Source organism: Pseudomonas sp. PDM16 (assembly GCF_014851865.1).
Taxonomy (GTDB): Bacteria; Pseudomonadota; Gammaproteobacteria; order Pseudomonadales; family Pseudomonadaceae; genus Aquipseudomonas.
Map to the genome: position 1 here is coordinate 142,990 of NZ_JACVAM010000003.1, position 20,104 is coordinate 163,093.

At 63.6% G+C, this 20,104-nt stretch carries 22 protein-coding genes; 8 read left to right on the forward strand and 14 right to left on the reverse strand.

What is annotated here, in order from left to right:
- The first annotated feature begins 55 nt into the window (after positions 1 to 55).
- From IB234_RS12610 to tsaA, 5 genes are all read left to right on the forward strand, one after another.
- Positions 56 to 1,069, forward strand: coding sequence for a class I SAM-dependent rRNA methyltransferase (locus IB234_RS12610; RefSeq protein WP_192318095.1), 1,014 nt, complete (start codon positions 56 to 58; stop codon positions 1,067 to 1,069).
- Between the two features lie 88 nt (positions 1,070 to 1,157).
- Positions 1,158 to 4,190 carry a DUF748 domain-containing protein gene (locus tag IB234_RS12615; protein ID WP_192318097.1) on the forward strand — a complete coding sequence of 1,011 codons (3,033 nt, stop codon included), beginning with the start codon at positions 1,158 to 1,160 and terminating at the stop codon, positions 4,188 to 4,190.
- On the forward strand, positions 4,190 to 4,480 hold the full coding sequence (locus tag IB234_RS12620; RefSeq protein WP_192318099.1) for a DUF2845 domain-containing protein: 291 nt from the start codon (positions 4,190 to 4,192) through the stop codon (positions 4,478 to 4,480). Before IB234_RS12615 ends, IB234_RS12620 begins: the two co-directional genes overlap by 1 nt.
- 52 nt (positions 4,481 to 4,532) lie before the next feature.
- On the forward strand, positions 4,533 to 4,805 hold the full coding sequence (locus IB234_RS12625) for a DUF2845 domain-containing protein (protein ID WP_225580566.1): 273 nt from the start codon (positions 4,533 to 4,535) through the stop codon (positions 4,803 to 4,805).
- 51 nt (positions 4,806 to 4,856) lie between these two features.
- A complete protein-coding gene (tsaA, locus tag IB234_RS12630; RefSeq protein ID WP_192318103.1) occupies positions 4,857 to 5,549 on the forward strand; it encodes a tRNA (N6-threonylcarbamoyladenosine(37)-N6)-methyltransferase TrmO in 693 nt (230 codons plus the stop codon).
- A 49-nt stretch (positions 5,550 to 5,598) separates the two neighbouring features.
- On the opposite strand, the gene fpr is transcribed toward tsaA, so the two are convergent.
- Positions 5,599 to 6,378 carry a ferredoxin-NADP reductase gene (fpr, locus tag IB234_RS12635; RefSeq protein ID WP_192318105.1) on the reverse strand — a complete coding sequence of 260 codons (780 nt, stop codon included), beginning with the start codon at positions 6,376 to 6,378 and terminating at the stop codon, positions 5,599 to 5,601.
- A gap of 190 nt (positions 6,379 to 6,568) precedes the next feature.
- Between fpr and IB234_RS12640 the strand changes: the two genes are divergently transcribed.
- Positions 6,569 to 7,495 carry a LysR family transcriptional regulator gene (locus IB234_RS12640; protein WP_192318107.1) on the forward strand — a complete coding sequence of 309 codons (927 nt, stop codon included), beginning with the start codon at positions 6,569 to 6,571 and terminating at the stop codon, positions 7,493 to 7,495.
- A gap of 30 nt (positions 7,496 to 7,525) precedes the next feature.
- On the opposite strand, the gene IB234_RS12645 is transcribed toward IB234_RS12640, so the two are convergent.
- The 3 genes from IB234_RS12645 to IB234_RS12655 form a co-directional block, all read right to left on the reverse strand.
- Entirely contained in the window at positions 7,526 to 7,885 is a 360-nt protein-coding gene (locus IB234_RS12645) for a PilZ domain-containing protein (RefSeq protein WP_192318109.1), read from the reverse strand.
- 60 nt (positions 7,886 to 7,945) lie between these two features.
- On the reverse strand, positions 7,946 to 8,371 hold the full coding sequence (locus IB234_RS12650; RefSeq protein ID WP_192318112.1) for a DUF4124 domain-containing protein: 426 nt from the start codon (positions 8,369 to 8,371) through the stop codon (positions 7,946 to 7,948).
- 69 nt (positions 8,372 to 8,440) lie between these two features.
- Positions 8,441 to 8,815: a tetratricopeptide repeat protein gene (locus tag IB234_RS12655; RefSeq protein ID WP_192318114.1), complete on the reverse strand. Its 375-nt coding sequence runs from the start codon at positions 8,813 to 8,815 to the stop codon at positions 8,441 to 8,443.
- Positions 8,816 to 8,954: 139 nt separating this feature from the next.
- On the opposite strand from IB234_RS12655, the gene pyk reads away from it, so the two are divergent.
- On the forward strand, positions 8,955 to 10,406 hold the full coding sequence (gene pyk, locus IB234_RS12660; protein WP_192318117.1) for a pyruvate kinase: 1,452 nt from the start codon (positions 8,955 to 8,957) through the stop codon (positions 10,404 to 10,406).
- 510 nt (positions 10,407 to 10,916) lie between these two features.
- Here pyk and rpoS read toward each other — a convergent pair.
- From rpoS to IB234_RS12705, 9 genes are all read right to left on the reverse strand, one after another.
- Positions 10,917 to 11,921, reverse strand: a complete 1,005-nt coding sequence (gene rpoS / locus IB234_RS12665) for an RNA polymerase sigma factor RpoS (protein WP_192318119.1) — start codon at positions 11,919 to 11,921, stop codon at positions 10,917 to 10,919.
- A 197-nt stretch (positions 11,922 to 12,118) separates the two neighbouring features.
- Positions 12,119 to 13,006 carry a peptidoglycan DD-metalloendopeptidase family protein gene (locus IB234_RS12670; RefSeq protein ID WP_318652010.1) on the reverse strand — a complete coding sequence of 296 codons (888 nt, stop codon included), beginning with the start codon at positions 13,004 to 13,006 and terminating at the stop codon, positions 12,119 to 12,121.
- A gap of 111 nt (positions 13,007 to 13,117) precedes the next feature.
- A complete protein-coding gene (locus IB234_RS12675; RefSeq protein WP_192319077.1) occupies positions 13,118 to 13,753 on the reverse strand; it encodes a protein-L-isoaspartate(D-aspartate) O-methyltransferase in 636 nt (211 codons plus the stop codon).
- A gap of 38 nt (positions 13,754 to 13,791) precedes the next feature.
- Positions 13,792 to 14,541, reverse strand: coding sequence for a 5'/3'-nucleotidase SurE (gene surE, locus IB234_RS12680; protein WP_192318121.1), 750 nt, complete (start codon positions 14,539 to 14,541; stop codon positions 13,792 to 13,794).
- The gene (gene truD, locus IB234_RS12685) at positions 14,529 to 15,587 is read right to left on the reverse strand and encodes a tRNA pseudouridine(13) synthase TruD (protein WP_192318123.1); all 1,059 of its coding nucleotides are present in this window, start codon (positions 15,585 to 15,587) and stop codon (positions 14,529 to 14,531) included. Before truD ends, surE begins: the two co-directional genes overlap by 13 nt.
- Complete coding sequence (gene ispF, locus IB234_RS12690; protein WP_192318125.1) at positions 15,584 to 16,057, reverse strand: 2-C-methyl-D-erythritol 2,4-cyclodiphosphate synthase; 474 nt, start codon at positions 16,055 to 16,057, stop codon at positions 15,584 to 15,586. The genes truD and ispF overlap by 4 nt, the downstream gene beginning before the upstream one ends.
- An 89-nt stretch (positions 16,058 to 16,146) precedes the next feature.
- On the reverse strand, positions 16,147 to 16,398 hold the full coding sequence (locus IB234_RS12695) for a hypothetical protein (RefSeq protein WP_192318127.1): 252 nt from the start codon (positions 16,396 to 16,398) through the stop codon (positions 16,147 to 16,149).
- 3 nt (positions 16,399 to 16,401) lie between these two features.
- Positions 16,402 to 17,244 (reverse strand): S-formylglutathione hydrolase, encoded by an 843-nt coding sequence (fghA, locus tag IB234_RS12700; RefSeq protein ID WP_412547921.1) that lies wholly within the window; start codon positions 17,242 to 17,244, stop codon positions 16,402 to 16,404.
- A 98-nt stretch (positions 17,245 to 17,342) separates the two neighbouring features.
- Complete coding sequence (locus tag IB234_RS12705) at positions 17,343 to 18,455, reverse strand: S-(hydroxymethyl)glutathione dehydrogenase/class III alcohol dehydrogenase (RefSeq protein ID WP_192318131.1); 1,113 nt, start codon at positions 18,453 to 18,455, stop codon at positions 17,343 to 17,345.
- Positions 18,456 to 18,558: 103 nt separating this feature from the next.
- Between IB234_RS12705 and IB234_RS12710 the strand changes: the two genes are divergently transcribed.
- On the forward strand, positions 18,559 to 19,458 hold the full coding sequence (locus IB234_RS12710) for a LysR substrate-binding domain-containing protein (protein ID WP_192318133.1): 900 nt from the start codon (positions 18,559 to 18,561) through the stop codon (positions 19,456 to 19,458).
- Here the strand turns inward: IB234_RS12710 and IB234_RS12715 are convergent.
- Entirely contained in the window at positions 19,455 to 20,072 is a 618-nt protein-coding gene (locus IB234_RS12715) for an SOS response-associated peptidase (protein WP_192318136.1), read from the reverse strand. The two genes, IB234_RS12710 and IB234_RS12715, sit on opposite strands and share 4 nt — an antisense overlap.
- Positions 20,073 to 20,104 lie beyond the last annotated feature (32 nt).

The following is a 20,104-nucleotide window of genomic DNA, read 5'->3' on the forward strand; positions in this document are numbered from 1 at the left end:
AGAGCCGGCGTTTTTCTTGGTAAACTGCGCGCCCTCCCGCTCCGAGACGCCGCGCATGTCCTCTCTCGACCAGGCGCTCCATGCCGCCCTCGATGCCCGCCAGCCGCTATTGGCCGAACTGCACCAGCAGCAGACCGACTGCTACCGCCTGTTCCACGGCAGCCAGGAAGGCGCCCCCGGCCTCACCGTGGACCGCTACGGCCCGCAACTGATGGTGCAGAGCTTCCACCAGACGCTGGAAACCGATGCCCTGCTCGCCCTGCACGCGACCATCAACCAGCACCTCGGCCTCGACCTGAAGCTGGTCTACAACGACCGCTCCGGCGGCAACTCACGCGTCGACCGCCGCGATGCGGTGTACCAGGCCACGCCCGAGGCGCTGGAAGATCAGGTCGGCCAGGAGTGGGGACTCAACTACCGGGTGCGCGGGCGCCATCCGGGCCAGGACCCGCTGCTGTTCCTCGACCTGCGCAACGCCCGCGGCTGGGTCAAGGCCAACAGCGCTGGCAAGAGCGTGCTCAACCTGTTCGCCTACACCTGCGGCGTCGGCCTGTGCGCCGCGGCGGGCGGCGCGCGCGAGGTACTCAACCTGGACTTCGCCGAGGGAAACCTGGCAGTAGGCCGCGAGAACGTGGCGCTCAATCCGGGCCTGGCGATGGACTTCGTGCAGTCCGACTACTTTCCCGCCATCCGTCAACTGGCCGGGCTGCCCATCGCCTCTCGTCGCGGGCAGAAGCTGCCCAGCTATCCGCGCCTGGAACAACGCCAGTTCGACCTGGTGCTGCTCGACCCTCCGGCCTGGGCCATGAGCGCCTTCGGCACCGTCGACCTACTGCGCGACTACCAGAGCCTGCTCAAGCCAGCCATCCTCGCCACCGCCGACGATGGCGTGCTGATCTGCTGCAACAACCTGGCAAAAGTGGCGATGGACGACTGGCGTCCGCAGGTGCTGCGCTGCGCCGAGAAACTCGGTCGCCCGGTGCGCGAATACGAGCAGATCACCCCTGCTGCCGACTTTCCCTCGCGCGACGGCCAGCCACCACTGAAGACCCTGGTGCTGCGCTTCTAAGTCGGTCACAGGGGCACAGTGCTGGCCCACAAAGCATGACGGCCCATGCCATACTCCAGGCGTCTCAGCCTGGAAGATGTGCTGCACCATGCCCAAAGGATTGAAACGCGCCGCCTACGCCCTCGCGATCGCATTCGGCCTGTATAGCCTGCTTGGCTTCCTGATCCTGCCAGGCATTGCGCTGCGAGTGGCCAACCAGCAACTGGCCCAGCTGGCCACCGTTCCGGCGCGCCTGGAGCGCATCGAGCTCAACCCCTTCAGCCTGGAGCTGCAGCTCTGGGGCCTGCATATCGGCGAGGCGGACAAGCCGCAGGTGGCCTTCCAGCGCCTGTACGCCAACCTGCAGCTCGACAGCCTGTGGAGCGGCGCCCTGCACCTGGCCGATATCGAGCTGGAGAAGGCGCATACCGAGGTGCTGTTCGCCAAGGACGGCAAGCTCAATCTGACCGGCCTTTTCCGGCTACCGCCGGCCGCAGAGAAACCCGCGACAGAAGAGCCGAGCGAACCCTTCCCGCTGCGCATCGGCCGCATCGAGCTGATCGAGAACGGCCTGCACTTCGAGGACCTGCGCCCGAGCGAGCCGGTAGAGTTCATCTACGACTCGCTCAACCTGGAGCTGAAGAACCTCAGCACCCTGCCCGACGACAATGCCGACATGCAGATGGTCGCCATCGGTCCGCGCGGCGGGCGCATTGACTGGCAGGGCCAGGTCAGCCTCACTCCGATCACCTCCAAGGGCCAGCTCAAGATTACCGACGGCAAGCTCAAGGGCGTGTGGCCCTACGTGCGCGACGCGGTGCCACTGGTGCTGGAGGACGGCGTGCTCGACCTCAGCGCCGACTACTCGCTGAACCTGTCCAAGGGCACCGAGCTGCAGCTGAGCAACGTCAGTGCTGCGCTCTCCACCTTCGCCATCAAGAGCCCCGAGGACAAGCCGCTGGTGCGTCTGGAGCGCCTGGATGTCAGTGAAACCAGCCTGGACTTGGCCAAGCAGCGGGTGGTGATCGGCAAGATCCGCAGCCACAAGCTGGAGACCTGGGCGGCCCGCGAGAAGGATGGCCAGCTGGACTGGCAGAAACTGTTCGCCAGTCATAGCAAGCAGACACCGGCAGCCGCGCCTACTGCGGAGCCAGCGCTCAACACCGCTCCCGAGGCTCCGACCGCAAACGAGGGTGGTGCCGGCTCAACGCCCGCACCCGCAGCGGCAGAGAAAGACGAACCCGCGCCCGCGGATGCCCAGCAGCAGACCGCCAGCGCCGCGGCACCGGCCGAGCCGGCAGAACCAGCCAAGCCCTGGCAGGTGCTATTGCGCGATGTACAACTGCGCGAGTACCAGATCCACCTGGCCGACCGCGCCGCAGGCAGCCAGGAGGTCAAACTCGACCTGGCGCCGCTCAACCTCGACATCAAGGACTTCGACAGCCTCGGCACCTCGCCCTTCGGCCTCAAGCTGGACACGGGAGTGAACAAGCGCGGTCAAATCAAGGCCGAAGGCCAGGTCCAGCTGCAGCCGACCACCGCCAAGCTGCAGGTGGCTACCCGCGACATCGACCTGCGCCTGGCCCAGTCCTACATCAGCCCCTTCGTGCGCCTGGAGCTGCGCAGCGGCCAGCTCGGCAGCGACTTGGCCGTGGACCTGAAGGGCGTCGAGCCGCTGGCCTTCAGCATTGGCGGGCGGGCCGAGGTCAATCAGCTGCACACCCTGGACACCATCAAGGACCGCGACTTCCTCAAGTGGCAGCAACTGGTCGTCGAGGGCCTGGACTATCGCCACGGTGAGGGCCTGGTGATCAAGCAGATCAACCTGCAGCAACCCTATGCGCGCTTCATCATCAACGAGGACCTGACCACCAACGTCAACGATCTAATGATCCCGCAGCCAGCCACGCCCGACGCTAAGGCCGAAACGGCCGGCAAGCCGCTACCGATTCGCATCGGCGGGGTAAGCATCAAGGATGGCTCGGCCAACTTCGCCGACCTCAGCCTGACGCCCAACTTCGCTACCGCCATCCAGCAGCTCAACGGCCAGATCGGCACGCTGGACAACCAGAGCCCGAAGACCGCCAGCGTCGATATCAAGGGCAAGGTAGACAAGTACGCGCCAGTCACCATCAAGGGCGGGCTGACCCCATTCGACCCGATGAACAGCCTGGATATCGCCACCAGCTTCAAGAACGTCGAGCTGACCACCCTTACCCCGTACTCCGGCAAGTTCGCCGGCTACCGCATCCGCAAGGGCCGTCTGAACCTGGACCTGCACTACCAAATCGAGAAGGGCCAGCTGAACGCCGAGAACAAGCTGCTGCTAGAGGACCTGCAGCTGGGCGAGAAGGTGGACAGCAAGGACGCCGTGGATCTACCGATCCGTCTAGCCGTGGCTCTGCTCAAGGACACCAAGGGCAACATCGATATCCAGCTACCGGTAAAGGGCAATCTCAACGACCCGCAGTTCAGCGTCATGCCCATTGTCTGGCAGACCATGCGTAATCTGGTGCTACGCGCAGCCCAGGCACCGTTCAAGTTCATCGCCGGCCTGGTTGGCGGCAGCGATACCGACCTTAGCCAGGTGCTGTTCGCTCCCGGCAGTAGTGAACTGGATGAAGCCGCACAGAAATCCCTGGACACCTTGGCCTCTGCACTCAAGGAGCGCCCCGTGCTGCGCCTGGAGGTGGAGGGAATGAGCGCCGAAGCCAACGATGGCCCGCTGCTGGCTTTGGCCCGCCTAGAGCTCGAGTACCAGAACACCCAGTACAAGATACTGCAGCGCAGCGGAGATCAGGTCCCTGCCGATCCTACCTTGCTGGTAGTGGACGAAGACGATAAGCCGGCGCTACTCGAAGGCATCTACAGGGCGCGCCTGAAGCAACAGCCACCGGCAGAATGGAATGAGCTGCCGGATGAAGAGCGCACAGTAAAAATGCACGAAGCCGTTGTGCAGTCCTGGTCCGGGAGCGAGTTATTGCTGCGGCGCCTTGGGCAGGCCAGAGCGGCCAGTATCAAGGATTACCTCGTGGAACGCGGCGGCCTGGAGGATCAGCGCATCTATCTACTCGATGTCACTCTGACCAAGGATCAAACTGATAACCGCGTGGCGACGACACTGCATCTGGGAAGCATGTAATGAACAGGTATTTCTGGCTCACGGCACTGATGTTGAGCTACGGTTCGGCAGAGGCGGGAACGCTACGCTGTGGAAGCAAGCTGGTCAACGAAGGCGACCGCGCCTTCGAAGTGGAACGCAAGTGCGGCGAGCCCTCTCACCGTGATCTGGTTGGTTACACCGGAGGCACCTACGGCGATCGAGAGCTCGTCATCGAAGAGTGGGTCTACGGCCCCACCAATGGAATGCTCAGCATCCTCACCTTCCAAGGTAACCGCCTGGTACGTATCGAAACCAAGCGCGCCGATTGACCGATCATCAGGAAAATACATGTTCTTGAGGTACCTGCTCCCGGCGCTTTGCATGATCTGGGTCATGCCAGCCATGGCCGGTTCCACGCTGCGCTGCGGCAGCAAGCTCATCAGCCTGTACGATACGGCTAGCCAGGTGCAGGCCAAATGTGGCGACCCCGTCAGCCGTGACTTCCTTGGCTACCGTGAAGTGGTCGATCAGTACGGCTTCGTCAGCGAAGTCCCGCTGGAGGAGTGGGTCTACGGACCGAAGAATGGCATGCTCTATTTCCTTCGACTGCAAGCCAATCGCCTGATCAAGATAGAGAGCAAGCGCAGCAACTGATTAACTGGAGCGATATCATTCGCCCTCGCTACCCACGCCTCTAGAAAGTTTATGCAGCACACCATCAAGCCTATCGGCTTCCTGCACTCCTGTTTCAAGGAGAAGTTCGCCATCCCGCGCCAGCCGCAACTGGCCCCCGCCGCCCGCGGCGTACTGGAGCTGGTGCCGCCCTTCGACCGAGCCGAGGCCATCGAGGGACTGGAGCAGGTCAGCCATGTCTGGCTGCTGTTTCTCTTCCACCGGGCGCTGGAGGACAAGCCGCGGCTCAAGGTGCGCCCGCCGCGTCTGGGCGGCAACGCCACTATGGGCGTGTTCGCCACCCGCGCCACGCATCGCCCCAATGGTATCGGCCAGTCGGTAGTGAAGCTGGAAAGGGTCGAGCCTGGGCGCCTGTGGCTATCCGGAATCGACCTGCTGGACGACACTCCGGTACTGGATATCAAGCCCTATGTGCCCTACGCCGATCAGGTGCCCGATGCCTTCAACCATATCGCCGATGCCCCGCCACCACAGGTAAAGCTGGAGTGGCAGGACACCGCCCTGCAACAGGCCCGCAGCCATGCCCTGCGCCTGGGTGAGCCGCTGGTAGAGTTGATCGAGCAGTGCCTGGCCCAGGACCCTCGCCCGGCCTATCAGGTACCGGAACCGGGGCGACGCTACGGCGTGCTGCTGTGGGACGTGCAGGTGCGATGGCACTATCCGGAGCCCGGCCGCATCCGAGTGCTGGAAGTGGTAGCGGCCTAGAAACGACAAACCCGCCGGAAGGCGGGTCTGTGCGTGGAGCGACTGGCGCTTATTTCTCGACGAAAGCGCGCTCGATCAGGTAATCACCCGGCTCGCGCATGCGCGCGGATATCTTCAGACCGAAGCTGTCGAGCACTTCGCTGGTCTCATCGAGCATGCTCGGACTGCCGCAGATCATGGCACGGTCGTCCTGCGGGTTGATCGGCGGCAGACCGATGTCCTCGAACAGCTTGCCGCTGCGCATCAGATCGGTCAGGCGGCCCTGATTCTCGAACGGCTCGCGGGTCACGGTCGGGTAGTAGATCAGCTTGTTCTTCAGAGCATCGCCGAAAAACTCGTTGTTCGGCAGGTGCTCGGTGATGAACTCGCGGTAAGCGACCTCGTTCACATAGCGCACACCGTGAACCAGAATCACCTTCTCGAAGCGCTCGTAGGTTTCAGGGTCCTGGATGACGCTCATGAAAGGCGCCAGACCGGTGCCGGTGCTGAGCAGGTACAGGTGCTTGCCCGGATTGAGGTCATCGAGTACCAGCGTGCCGGTAGGCTTCTTGCTGATGATGATCTCGTCACCTTCCTTGAGGTGCTGCAGCTGCGAGGTCAACGGACCATCCGGCACCTTGATGCTGAAGAACTCCAGATGCTCTTCCCAGTTAGGGCTGGCTATCGAGTAGGCACGCATCAAAGGGCGGCCGTTGGGCTGCTGCAAGCCGATCATCACGAACTGGCCGTTCTCGAAGCGCAGGCCCGGGTCGCGGGTGCACTTGAAGCTGAACAGGGTGTCGTTCCAGTGGTGCACACTGAGTACGCGTTCCGAGTTCATGTTGCTCATGCGATGTGTCCTCAAAAGTCTCGGAGTCCAGATTGCCGGATGGCGCGCTCGACCTGTTTGAGTCAGGTCAATGCTTGTCGCTTTCATGGGGCAATCGTCTGCCGGGCCGGCAGCGTTGCGCGCCATTCTAATGGCAGCCACAATATCTGTTAAGCGAATTATCAAGATAACGATTATTGGTTATATAGATATGCGATTCACTCTCAGACAGCTGGAAGTCTTCGTCGCCGTAGCCAAGCAGGAAAGCGTGTCCCGCGCCGCGGAATCGCTGGCCTTGTCGCAGTCAGCCGCGAGCACTTCTCTCAGCGAGCTGGAGCGACAGTCCGACTGCCAGCTATTCGATCGAGCCGGCAAGCGCCTCTCGCTCAACGCCCTTGGGCGCCAGTTACTACCGCAGGCCGTGGCCCTGCTCGACCAGGCCAAGGAGATGGAGCGCTTGCTCAGCGGCAAGACCGGCTTCGGCCTGTTGGAGCTGGGTGCCACCCTCACGGTCGGCAACTACCTCGCCACCCTACTCATCGGCAACTTCATGCAGCGCCATCCGGAGTGCCGTCTCAAACTGCATGTACAGAACACTGCCAACGTGGTGCAGCAGGTCGCCCACTACGAGCTGGATCTGGGGCTGATCGAGGGCGATTGCCAGCACCCGGATATAGAAGTGCAACCCTGGGTCGAGGACGAGCTGGTAGTGTTTTGCGCCCCTCGCCACCCGCTGGCAGAGCGTGGCACGGCAACACTGGAGGAACTCAGCCGCGAGGCCTGGATTCTACGCGAACAAGGTTCGGGCACCCGACTGACTTTCGACCAGGCCATGCGTCATCATCCGGCGCAGCTGAATATCCGCCTGGAGCTGGAACATACCGAGGCGATCAAGCGCGCGGTGGAGTCGGGTCTGGGAATCGGCTGCATCTCGCGTCTGGCCCTGCGCGACGCCTTCCGCCGCGGTAGCCTCGTACCAGTGGAGACGCCGGAGCTGGACCTCACCCGCCAGTTCTACTTCATCTGGCACCGACAGAAGTACCAGACCGCCGCCATGCGCGAATTTCTCGAACTGTGCCGAGAGATGACAGCCGGTATCCGTCGTAGTGACGAGATTATCCTGCCATCGATCGCCTGAGGGTTGGCGGCGGGAGTATGGAGATATCAGTCAGGCCGAAGCGGCCAGGGGATGAAAGCTGAAGTAGCTGCGCAGGGCGTCGACCATCTCGACATATTCGGACGGCGGCGCGACCAGAGAGAAGCCCGAGTCGTAGGTGCCCGGAGTCACGTCCTCGCGGCTCCACTGACAGGTGGCGGCAAAATCCACATTGTGGATACGTCCATCGCGGCCGGGCACCTTGAGACGCATGTCGAAACGACCATTGACCAGCATGGGATACTGACTGATCAACATCAGCCCATCCAGCGAGATGTTGCCGATATAGCCCATGGGCTTGTCGGTGATCCGGTTGAACACTTTCAAGTAGTAGGGTAACTGGTGGCGTTCGATGCGGCGCTGAATGTGCATGGTGGCCAATCGCTATGGACGGGATTCGAGTATGGCTGCTAGGCGGCTACTCGACCAGACTCAGCCGCATCGCTCGGCGATGCGAGACGACAGACGGCCGCGAGCAGCTTCTACTTGCTCGTCGCTGTAGTAGGTGCGCTCACCCTTTTCATCACGTCGAAAATATCGCCCGCCCTCCTGAATCCTCGCCAGGCTGTCACGCAGCTTCCTGCATTCCTGGGCACGTTCCGCCCTTGCCTGGCTCGCGCGAGCATCGGAGGTTGCCTTCTCTTCGCGACGGGCATCGTAGAACTGTCGTGTACGCTCCTCCCGTTGGCGGGTAGCATCATCGCGCTCTACCACCTGGGGTTTGACTTCGACCTGCTCGGCTTCGCTGGTTCCGGGTTTCTCACCGAAGTGCACACGCCCTTGGGCATCCGTCCAGCGATAGATCTCTGCAGTGGCCAGGCTCGGCACCAGCAAGGCGACAAGAATCAGATGGCGCATAGGGCTCCTCCTTCGATTGGCTTTAGCCACCCTTCCTCGTTGGGCAACGGCCGACTGGCGAGCCTGGCGTCACAGCGACGCCGGCGAGGCCTTGGCCGCTTCGGCCGCCCGATGATGCCCGAGCTGGCGCAATGTCTCCAGCCTGGCACGCGCACGATAGGCATACTCGCTGGCCGGGTAGCGACTGATGATGAACTCGTAGGTCTGCGCTGCATCGACGAACAGGTTCTGTCGCTCCAGACACTGGCCTCGCAACAACGAAATCTCTGGCTGGATGTAGCTACGCGAGCGGCTATCGCGCTCGGCCCGCGAAAGGTCAAGCAGGGCCTTCTCGCAATCATCCGCGTTGTAATGCCGATAGGCCTCGTCCAGGTGACGATCCAGGGACACTCGGGTGCAGCCGATCAAGCCGGCCAGGGTAACGATCAGAATCAGGGTGCGCATGATGAAATCCTCCACTGTTGCAGTGTATCGGCGAAAGGAGGGTTTTCTGCAGCGTCAGACAGGTAGTGCAAGCGAACAATGACTACAGTGACAGGCCGTAGTAGCCTCGCCCGCACGCTATGCCAACTGGAGTTATCGCATGACCCTGCGCCGCACCAAGATCGTCGCCACCCTCGGCCCCGCCAGTAGCTCTCCGGAGGTTCTGGAGCAACTGATAGTCGCCGGTATCGACGTGGCCCGCCTGAACTTCTCCCACGGCACCGCCGATGATCACAAGGCCCGCGCTGCACTGGTGCGAGAGCTGGCCGCCAAGCACGGACGACACGTTGCATTGCTCGGCGACCTGCAGGGACCGAAGATCCGCATCGCCAAGTTCACTAACAAACGCATCGAGCTCGACGAAGGCGCCGTGTTCCGCCTGTCCTCCAGTCATTCGCGCACCGAGGGCACCCAGGAAGTCGTCGGTATCGACTATCCGGCGCTGATCCAAGACTGCGATGTCGGCGACGAGTTGCTGCTGGACGATGGTCGCGTGGTCATGCGTGTGGAACTCAAGGGTGCCGACGAACTGCACTGCCGCGTGCTGATCGGCGGCCCGCTGTCCGACAACAAGGGTATCAACCGTCGCGGTGGCGGCCTCACCGCTCCGGCCCTGACCGAGAAGGACATGGTCGACATCAAGCTGGCAGCAGAGATGGAGCTGGATTACGTCGCGGTGTCCTTCCCGCGTGATGCGGCCGACATGGACTACGCCCGCCGCCTGCTCACCGAGGCCGGGGGTAATGCCTGGCTGGTGGCCAAGATCGAGCGCGCCGAAGCGGTGGCCGACGACGCCGCACTGGACGGTCTGATCCGCGCCAGCGACGCGGTAATGGTGGCTCGCGGTGATCTCGCCGTGGAAATCGGCGATGCCGAGCTGGTCGGTATCCAGAAGAAGATCATCGCCCACGCCCGCCGCTACAACAAAGCGGTGATCACTGCGACCCAGATGATGGAGTCGATGATCCACAGCCCCATGCCGACCCGCGCTGAGGTGTCCGACGTGGCAAACGCCGCGCTCGACTACACCGACGCGGTGATGCTCTCGGCCGAGAGCGCCGCCGGCGAGTACCCGGTGGAAGCCGTGGAGGCCATGGCCCGTGTCTGCCTGGGCGCCGAGAAGCACCCAACCAGCCAGCGCTCCAGCCATCGCATCGGCCGCACCTTCGAGCGCTGCGATGAGAGCGTGGCCCTGGCCACCATGTACACCGCCAACCACTTCCCAGGTGTCAAGGCGATCATCAGCCTGACCGAGAGCGGCTACAGTCCGCTGATCATGTCGCGCATCCGCTCGTCGATCCCGATCTTCGCCTTCACTCCGCACCGCGAGGCCCAAGCTCGCGTGGCGCTGTTCCGCGGCGTGTATACCGTGCCATTCGACCCGGCCGCCCTGCCCGCCAACAAGGTCAGCCAGGCGGCAGTCGACGAGCTGCTCAAGCGCGGCTTCGTCGAGCCAGGCGATTGGGTGATCCTCACCAAGGGCGATAGCTACCACGGCACTGGCGGCACCAACACCATGAAGATTCTCCACGTGGGCGATCCGCTGGTGTGATTCGCCTCAAGGCTGACGGCAATGCTCTCAGCTTCGCGGCAGTAACCAGAAAGCAGAAAGGCCGTCTTGCAAATGCGAGGCGGCCTTTTTATTGGGTGTGAAATCTGGGCAAAAAAAGGGGCGGTTTTACCCGCCCGCTCTTTCTTCCCTACTCCCTGAGAATCCTTTCATCATCCTGATGAACCGCATCCTGCGGTGGCTCCCTGGTTGCCATCCTGGCTCCCGTGCCTCATCCCTAGGCACGACTTGATATTAGCGTTTTCCCGTTCCCGGACAAGGCCCTGCACCAGACGAAACGAACATGCACTCGAACCCGAAAAAATCAAAAAACCATACATTTCATAGCTTTAAAATAACCAAGCAGATAAGAATAGATCGCAACCGGCACATGAACGCTGGATTCGCTTACACCATGTGTAAGCGAACACCTACACAAACGACATCGAAGCCGTCTCTCTCCTCCATAAAAAAGCCCGGCCAGTGCCGGGCTTTTCGCGAACCAAACGACGGCTACTGGAACAGTGCGTCGCTGGACAGGCCGTTCTTCTCGAGGATTTCGCGCAGGCGCTTGAGGGCCTCAACCTGGATCTGTCGCACCCGCTCGCGAGTCAGGCCAATCTCCTGACCGACTTCCTCCAGCGTGCAACTCTCATGGCCGCGCAGCCCGAAGCGACGCACGACCACCTCCCGCTGCTTGTCAGTCAGCTCGGACAGCCACTGGTCGATGCTCTCGGACAGGTCGTCGTCCTGCAGCAGATCGCAAGGGTCACTCGGACGGTCATCGGTGAGCGTATCAAGCAGTGTCTTGTCGGAGTCAGGGCCGAGGGAGACATCCACCGAGGTAACACGCTCGTTCAGGCCTAGCATGCGCTTGACCTCGTCCACTGGCTTCTCCAGCAGATTGGCGATTTCTTCGGCAGAAGGCTCGTGGTCCAGCTTCTGGGTCAGCTCACGGGCAGCCCGCAGGTAGACGTTCAGCTCCTTCACCACGTGAATAGGCAAACGGATCGTACGGGTCTGATTCATGATCGCCCGTTCGATGGTCTGACGAATCCACCAGGTGGCATAGGTAGAGAAGCGGAAGCCACGCTCCGGATCGAACTTCTCTACGGCGCGGATCAGACCGAGGTTGCCCTCTTCGATCAGGTCCAGCAGAGACAGGCCACGGTTGACGTAACGGCGAGCAATCTTCACCACCAGGCGCAGGTTGCTCTCGATCATGCGCTTACGCCCGGCAGGATCGCCCTTCTGCGCCAGGCGCGCGAAGTGCACTTCCTCCTGCGGGGTCAGCAGAGGCGAAAAGCCGATTTCGTTGAGGTACAGCTGGGTCGCATCGAGTGCACGCGTATAGTCGATGTACTTGTGCTGTTTGAGGGTATTGGTCGAGTTCTTGGATTTGGCGCTGGAAAGAGACAGCTCGGCTTCCTCTGTCAGTTCTTCCAGGACGATGCCGGGCTCCATAAGGAGAACCTCATCATCGACGTCAAACTCCGGCGCTTCTTTGCTGAGTGCCATTGTTGTTGTCCTGTGCTGAGTTCGACAACAAGCCCTGGCGGCACCCGATCCAGTGGCACATCAGGGAGAATCGGCCCCCCAAGTCAGCCCTACAGCCGACCTGCCGCCGATCATTGCGCACCTGATGAGTAGCTGGAGACTCCCTGGCAACACCAAAGCCCGCTCATACCACGCATGGAGCAGGTTGGGTTGCAGAGTCAGCGACGAGGCAGATATTGCAGGGGGTCTACCGGTTTACCTTGGCGGCGAATCTCAAAATGGAGCTTCACCCGATCAGTGCCCGTGGATCCCATTTCGGCGATATGCTGTCCGACTTTGACCTGCTGTCCCTCCCGCACCAGCAGCCTGCGGTTGTGTCCGTAGGCGCTTACGTAGGCATCGCTGTGCTTGATGATCACCAGTTCACCGTAGCCCCGTAAACCACTTCCGGCGTACACAACGGAACCATCAGCCGCAGCCAAAACAGGCTGGCCCAATTCTCCAGCGATATCAATTCCTTTATTCAAACTCCCGTTTGACGAGAACTTGCCGATCAGCACTCCGCTGGAAGGCCAGGCCCAGCCCTGTGCAGAACGCGGCACCTGCTGCACCTTGCCGGGGGTGGCAGGTGTGGTCGAGGTGGCAGTTGGCGGCTGACTCACCGGAGGTTTCGACTGAGGCGGAGTGACTACCGGCGGAGACGTCTGCACAGGTGGACGCGAGGCGGTCTGGGACGGCGAGCTAGTGACTGGCGGCTTGCTCGGTTGGGCAATCACAGGGCCACTGCCTTGCGACTGATCGAAGCGGATACGCTGCCCCGGGCGAATCGTGTAGGGCGCAGGAATGTCGTTGCGCATGGCCAGCGCCTTCCAGTCCCAGCCGAAACGAAACGCGATCGAGTAGAGCGTATCGCCGCGCTGCACGACATACTGCCCGCCTGTGACCTGCGGCCGAGCCGGGGCGCTGCTTCCGCCATGAGTACGATCCACCACCGGAACCGGCGTGGAAGGCGAGCTGGTGCAGCCCGACAGTATTGCCGCGAAGACCGCTGCCCCCAGGCCGAAGCCCTTCAGGCGCTTTCGCTGCTGTCCGCTCGTGAGACTCACCCCGTGCTCCCCTTGCCGGTGTTTCTTGGAAGTAATGCCACGCATTGTGCCGGAATTATCCGGCATCGCCAGCTTTCACGCCGGCACTGTGCCGCAACAACGCGCCGCGGCTCAGGCCAGAGGGCCGTTGAGCAACGGCACGAAGCGCACCAGGTCGAGTACGTGACGGGAGTAGCCGTCCTCCTCACGCACGATCAGCAGCAGCTCCTGGGTTTCGCCGGTGCCCACCGGGATGACCAGGCGACCGCCAACGGCGAGCTGATCCAGCAGCGCCTGTGGCACTTCGGCGGCGGCGGCGGTGACGATGATGCCGTTGTACGGACCGAGGGCATTCCAACCCTCCCAGCCATCACCCCAGCGGAACACCACATTGCGCAGCTTGAGCTCGACCAGGCGCTCCTTGGCGCGATCCTGCAGGGACTGGATGCGCTCCACCGAGAACACCCGCTCCACCAGTTGCGCCAGTACAGCGGTCTGGTAGCCGGAACCGGTGCCGATCTCCAGTACCTTGTCCAGCGGACCGCCGGCCAGCAGCAGCTCGGTCATGCGTCCGACTATATAAGGCTGGGAAATGGTCTGGTTGTGGCCGATAGGCAGCGCGGTGTCTTCGTAGGCTCTATGGGCCAGCGCCTCGTCGACGAACAGGTGGCGCGGTGTGCGACGGATAACTTCGAGCACGTGCGGGTTGGACAGGCCTTCCTCGTACAGGCGCTCAATCAGACGCTCGCGGGTGCGCTGCGAGGTCATGCCGACACCCTGGCGCTGCAGGTGATCCTGGCCGCGCATTAGAGCAGGCCCTCCAGCCAGCCATCGAGACCCTCGAAGGCCTCGTGGAAGGTGCGGTCCAGCTGTAGCGGAGTGATCGAGACGAAGCCCTGCATCACCGCATGGAAGTCGGTGCCCGGGCCGCCGTCCTCGGCATCGCCGGAGACGGAGATCCAGTAGCCCTCCTTGCCCCGTGGGTTGACCTGCTTGACCGGCGCGGCGGCGCGCGCGCGATGGCCGAGGCGGGTCAGCTGCACGCCACGGATATGCTCCAGCGGCAGGTTGGGCACGTTGACGTTGAGCACGGTGCGCGGCGGCAGGTCGAGCCGGTCGTGCGCTTCCACCAGCTTGCGAGCGAAATAGGCGGCAGTGGCCAGGTTGTCGGTACGGCGCGAGACCAGCGAGAAGGCGAAGGCCGGCTTGCTCAGGAAACGCCCTTCGAGCGCCGCAGCCACGGTGCCGGAATACAGCACGTCATCGCCGAGGTTGGCGCCCAGGTTGATGCCCGAGACCACCATGTCCGGCACCGGGTCGAGCAAGGCGTTGAGCCCCAGGTGCACGCAGTCGGTGGGCGTACCGTTAAGGGCGATGAAGCCATTGGGCAGCGGCGCCGGGTGCAGCGGGCGGTCCAGGGTCAGCGAGCTGCTGGCACCGCTCTTGTCTTCGCTGGGGGCGATGACCACGCACTCGGCGTAGTCGCGCAGCGCGTCATGCAGCGCGGCGATGCCGGGTGCCATCACGCCGTCGTCGTTGGAAATCAGAATTCGCATGGAGAGTCCGTCTGCCCTGCCGGCAGAAGGTCGACCAGTTCGCGCACCACGGCGGTGGCGAAGCAACCGGCCGGCAGGACGAATTGCAGTTGCACTATCTCAGGCTCCGGATAATGCCACGTCAGCCCGGCGATGGGGAGGCGCAGGATGCGCCGTTCGTGCGCCATGCCCGCCTTCGCCAGCCAGGCGACCAACGCCGGTTCGGCGGCAGCCAGTTCTTGCTCCAACTCCTGCGCCAAACCCTCGGCCGACGATGCGCCTTCGCCCCACAGCGGGCCGGTCGGATGCAGGTCGAGAATCGCCAGGCGCGGGTCACTGGTCTCGGCCTCACCGGCCATGAAGAAGCTGCGGCTGTCGGTGAAAGCCAGCAGGTCGCCGACCCGCGCCTGGTTCCAGCTGCCGTCCGCCACGCGCGCCGCCAAGGCACGATTGAACAGATAGCTGCGCGCCGACGAGAGCAGCCGCGAACGGGTGTTGCGCTGTTCCGGCAGCTCGCTGCGTTCGGCGAAGGCGCGCGCATCAGCCACGTTGCCGCCCTGCCAGCCGAAGCGCTGCAGGCCGTAGTAGTTGGGCACGCCCTGCTCAAGAATGCGCTGCAGGCGCTGCTCCAAAACCTCGCGATCGGCCTTGAGGCCGGTCAGGCGCAGAGTGAAACCGTTGGCCGAATGCGCGCCGCGCTGCAGTTTGCGCGAGTGGCGCACTATCTTAAGGATGGCCAGGGTCTCTCCTTCGGCGGCGGACAGATCGGGATCGGCCTTGCCCGGCAGGTGCAGGCTGAACCACTGGCGGGTCAGCGCCTGGCGATCCTTCAGTCCGGCGTAGCTGATATTGCGCTGCGAAACTCCTGCCGCACGGGCCAGGCGGCGCGCCGCTTCCTCGGTATTGAGGCCACGCTTCTCCACCCACAGCCACAGATGCTCACCATTGCCGGACAGCGGAATATCCAGCACCTCGTCGACCTGAAAGTCCTCGGCAGTAGCCTTGAGCACGGCCTGGCCACAGGCCTCGCCATGGGCGCGCGGGCCCAGCAGTTCCAGCTCGGTCATGCTTTTACCAACAGCGCCACGGCGTGAACCGCGATGCCTTCCTCACGACCGGTGAAACCGAGCTTCTCGGTGGTGGTGGCCTTGACGTTGACCGCGTCCAGCACCACCTGCAGGTCCTCGGCGATCAGGCCGCGCATGCTCTCGATATGCGGCGCCATCTTCGGCGCCTGGGCGACGATGGTGGCGTCGACATTACCGACCACATAGCCCTTGGCATGGATCAGGCCGAGCACATGGCGCAGCAGCGCGCGGCTGTCGGCGCCCTTGAAGGTCGGGTCGGTGTCAGGGAAGTGCTTGCCGATATCGCCCAGGGCGCAGGCGCCGAGCAGAGCATCGCTGAGGGCATGCAACAGCACGTCGCCATCGGAATGGGCGATCAGGCCGAACTTATGCGGGATGCGCACGCCGCCGAGGGTAATGAAGTCGCCCTCGCCGAAGCGATGAACGTCGTAGCCGTGACCGATACGCATAGGGCTGCTCATGAAAACCTGGCCTAGAAAAAATCAGGGCGCGATTCTACCGCAGGCCAGCCCCCCGCGAACCCTTCTCATCCAGGACTTCAGTCGTCGGCGGATTCGTCGAAGGCGCGATGTCCGGCAAAGCCCCTGGCCTCACCGAGCACCAGCGGCCCCGAGCGATCATCCGCCTGCGCCATGCGCCGTGCTCGGCGCGCGGTAAAGAACAGCGGCCCGCCGATACCCACCAGCGCCAAGGCGACGAACAGCCAGCCTCGGCTCAGCCACCAGGCAAAGGGCGCCAATGCCACAGCACCCAGCAGCAGAACCAGCCCGAGACCTTCGCGCGGGCTCATCGATCAGCGCAGCGCTGCCGCATGGTGGCGCAGGTGATCGTCGATGAAGCTGGCGATGAAGTAGTAGCTGTGGTCGTAGCCCGGCTGCATGCGCAAGGTCAGCGGATGCTCGGCGACCTTGGCCGCGGCCTGCAGGGCCTGGGGCTTGAGCTGGACTTCGAGGAAGTCGTCGCGGTCGCCCTGATCGACCAGGATCGGCAGTTTCTCGCTCGCCTCGGCCAACAGCACGCAGGCGTCCCACTCGCGCCAGCGCGAACGGTCGTCGCCCAGGTAGTTGGAGAGCGCCTTCTCGCCCCAGGGGCAATTGAGCGGGTTGGTGATCGGCGAAAACGCCGAGACCGACTGGTAGCGCCCCGGATTCTTCAGCGCGCAGATCAGCGCACCGTGGCCGCCCATGGAGTGGCCGGCGATGCCGCGCTTGTCAGTGACCGGGAAGTTGGCCTCGATCAGCGCTGGCAGCTCCTGCACCACGTAGTCGTACATGCGGTAGTGGCGCGCCCAGGGCTCCTGGGTGGCGTTGAGGTAGAAGCCAGCCCCGAGACCGAAGTCCCAGGCCTTGTTGACGTCGTCCGGCACACCTTCGCCGCGCGGGCTGGTGTCCGGGGCGACGATGATCAGGCCGAGCTCGGCGGCCAGCTTCTGCGCGCCGGCCTTCTGCATGAAGTTCTCGTCGGTGCAGGTCAGGCCGCTCAGCCAGTACAGCACCGGCAGCTTGGCGCTCTGCTCCGCCTGCGGCGGCAGATACACGGCGAACACCATGTCGCAGTTGAGCGAGGTTGAGCGGTGCTTGTAGCGCTTGTGCCAGCCGCCAAAGCTTTTGTTGCTGGATACGATCTCGAGAGTCATGACCATCCCGTAGGGTGCGCCGTGCGCACCAGTGGCTAGCGGTGCGCACGGCGCACCCTACGAAAAAACCGCACGACCAGCAGGCCGTGCAGCTCTCATCAGTAATGAATGACGGTGCGGATGCTCTTGCCTTCGTGCATCAGGTCGAAGGCGCTGTTGATCTCGTCCAGGCCCATGGTGTGAGTGATGAAGGTGTCCAGCGGGATCTCACCCTTCTGCGACTTTTCCACGTAGCTCGGCAGCTCGGTACGTCCCTTGACGCCACCGAAGGCCGAACCGCGCCAGACGCGCCCGGTCACCAGCTGGAACGGACGGGTGCTGATCTCCTCGCCGGCGCCGGCCACACCAATGATCACGCTCTCGCCCCAACCCTTGTGCGCGCATTCCAGCGCGGCGCGCATCAGCTGCACGTTGCCGACGCACTCGAAGCTGTAGTCGACGCCGCCGTCGGTCATCTCGACGATGACTTCCTGGATCGGCTTGGCGTGGTCCTTCGGATTGACGAAGTCGGTCGCGCCCAGCTCGCGGGCCACGTCGAACTTGGCCGGGTTGATGTCGACCGCAATGATGCGGCTGGCCTTGGCCATCTTGGCGCCGATGATCGCCGCCAGGCCGATGCCGCCCAGGCCGAAGATGGCCACGGTGGCGCCCTCCTCCACCTTGGCGGTGTTGAGCACGGCGCCGATGCCGGTGGTGACGCCGCAGCCGAGCAGGCAGACCTTCTCCAGCGGCGCGTCTTTCGGGATCACCGCCAGGGAGATTTCCGGCAGCACGGTGTACTCGGAGAAAGTCGAGCAGCCCATGTAGTGGTAGATCGGCTCACCGTTGTAGCTGAAGCGGCTGGTGCCGTCCGGCATCAGGCCTTTGCCCTGGGTGGCGCGCACCTTCTGGCACAGGTTGGTCTTGCCGGATTTGCAGAATTTGCACTCGCGGCACTCAGCCGTGTACAGCGGGATCACGTGGTCGCCGACCTGCACCGAGGTCACGCCTTCACCCACCGCCTCGACGATACCGCCACCTTCATGGCCGAGGATCGAGGGGAACACGCCCTCGGAATCGGCACCGGACAGGGTGTAGGCGTCGGTGTGGCACACGCCGGTGGCGACGATGCGCACCAGCACTTCGCCGGCCTTCGGCGGAGCGACGTCCACTTCGACGATCTTGAGCGGCTGGTTGGGGCCGAACGCGACGGCGGCACGGGACTTGATCATGGACGTTCTCCAGTGGATGAAAAGTGCCGAGAGTGTAGACCTCAGCGTTTTTCTGGATAATCCAGGCAATCAGCAAAACATTATTGCCAACCAGGGATAATCGATGAGCAACTGGGAAGGTCTGGACGAGTTCGTCGCGGTCGCCGAATGCGGCCGTTTCGCCGCCGCATCGCAGCGCCTGGGGCTGTCTACCTCGCAGGTCAGCCGCCAGGTGGCGCGCCTCGAGGAACGCCTGCAGACCCGCCTGTTCTACCGCAGCACACGCAAGGTGACGCTGACCGAGGCCGGGCAGACTTTCCTGCAGCACTGCCAGCGCCTGCAGGACGCCCGCGAGGAAGCCCTGCGCGCCATCGGCGACCTCAACGACGAGCCCAAGGGCCTGCTGCGCATGACCTGTGCGGTGGCCTACGGCGAGCGCTTCATCGTGCCGCTGGTCAACGAATTTATGGCGCGCCATCCACAGCTGCGCGTAGAGATCGAGCTGAGCAACCAGACCCTCGACCTGCTGCACAGCAGCATGGACCTGGCCATTCGCCTCGGCCGCCTGCAGGACTCGCGACTGGTCGCCACCCGCCTGGCGCCACGGGTCATGCACCTGTGCGCAGCACCGGCCTACCTGGAGCGCTACGGCCGACCTCACTCGCTATCCGAGCTGGGCCGGCACAACTGCCTGGTCGGCAGCAGCGATCAGTGGAGCTTCCAGCAGGACGGTCGCGAGCTGAGCCAACGGGTGCAGGGCAACTGGCGCTGCAACAGCGGTGAGGCGGTGCTCGACGCCGCCCTGCGCGGCTTCGGCCTGTGCCAGCTGCCGGACTACTACGTGCAGCCGCACCTGCGCGGCGGCGCGCTGATCGACCTGCTGCCGCAACAGCGTCCACCACACACTGCCGTGTGGGCGCTGTATCCGCAGCAGCGTCACCTCTCGCCCAAGGTGCGCCTGCTGGTGGAGCTATTGAAGGAAGGGCTGGCGCGGCGGCCGGAGTATCAGGAAGTGCAGAGCTAGGCGGGCGTGAGGCAGTCCGGACCTTCGAAGGCCGGATCGTTGATCAACGTACTCACTGCGCGCTCGCGCAGCGGCGGTTGCGGTGCCGTCAGCAGCGCCTGCAGCTGTTCGACCGACGCTTGCGGGTCGAGCCAGACACGGGTGGCGGCCTGGTCCAGCAGCACGGGCCGTCGCAGGTAGCTGGCCGGCGCGGTGATCATCGCCACGCTCATGTAGGTCTGCCCCGCCGTCGGGTAGGCCTCCCACACACCCGCGAAATACTGCAGCCCTTCGCTGCTCATCCAGTACGGGCGCTTGCGGCTGGCCTGGCCACGCCACTCGTAAAAGCCGTTGGCCGGCAGCAGGCAGCGGCGCTGGCGGAAAGCCTCGCGGAACATCGGCTGCTCGGCCAGAGTCTCGGCGCGAGCATGAGACGGCGCCTTGGAGAGATCATCGAGCCAGGCCGGGGTCAGCCCCCAGCGCCCAGCGGCGGCCTGCAGCTCACCTTCGGGCTGGTGGATGAACAGCACCTGGGCACCGGGCGCCAGATTCCAGCGCTGCGGAAAGCCTTCGGGAAAGCCCGGCAGGCTCGACAGGGCCTGGGGCCAACGGAACAGGGCGTAGCGTCCACTCATGGGCGGTGGTGTTTCCAGTAACAGAAAAGGCA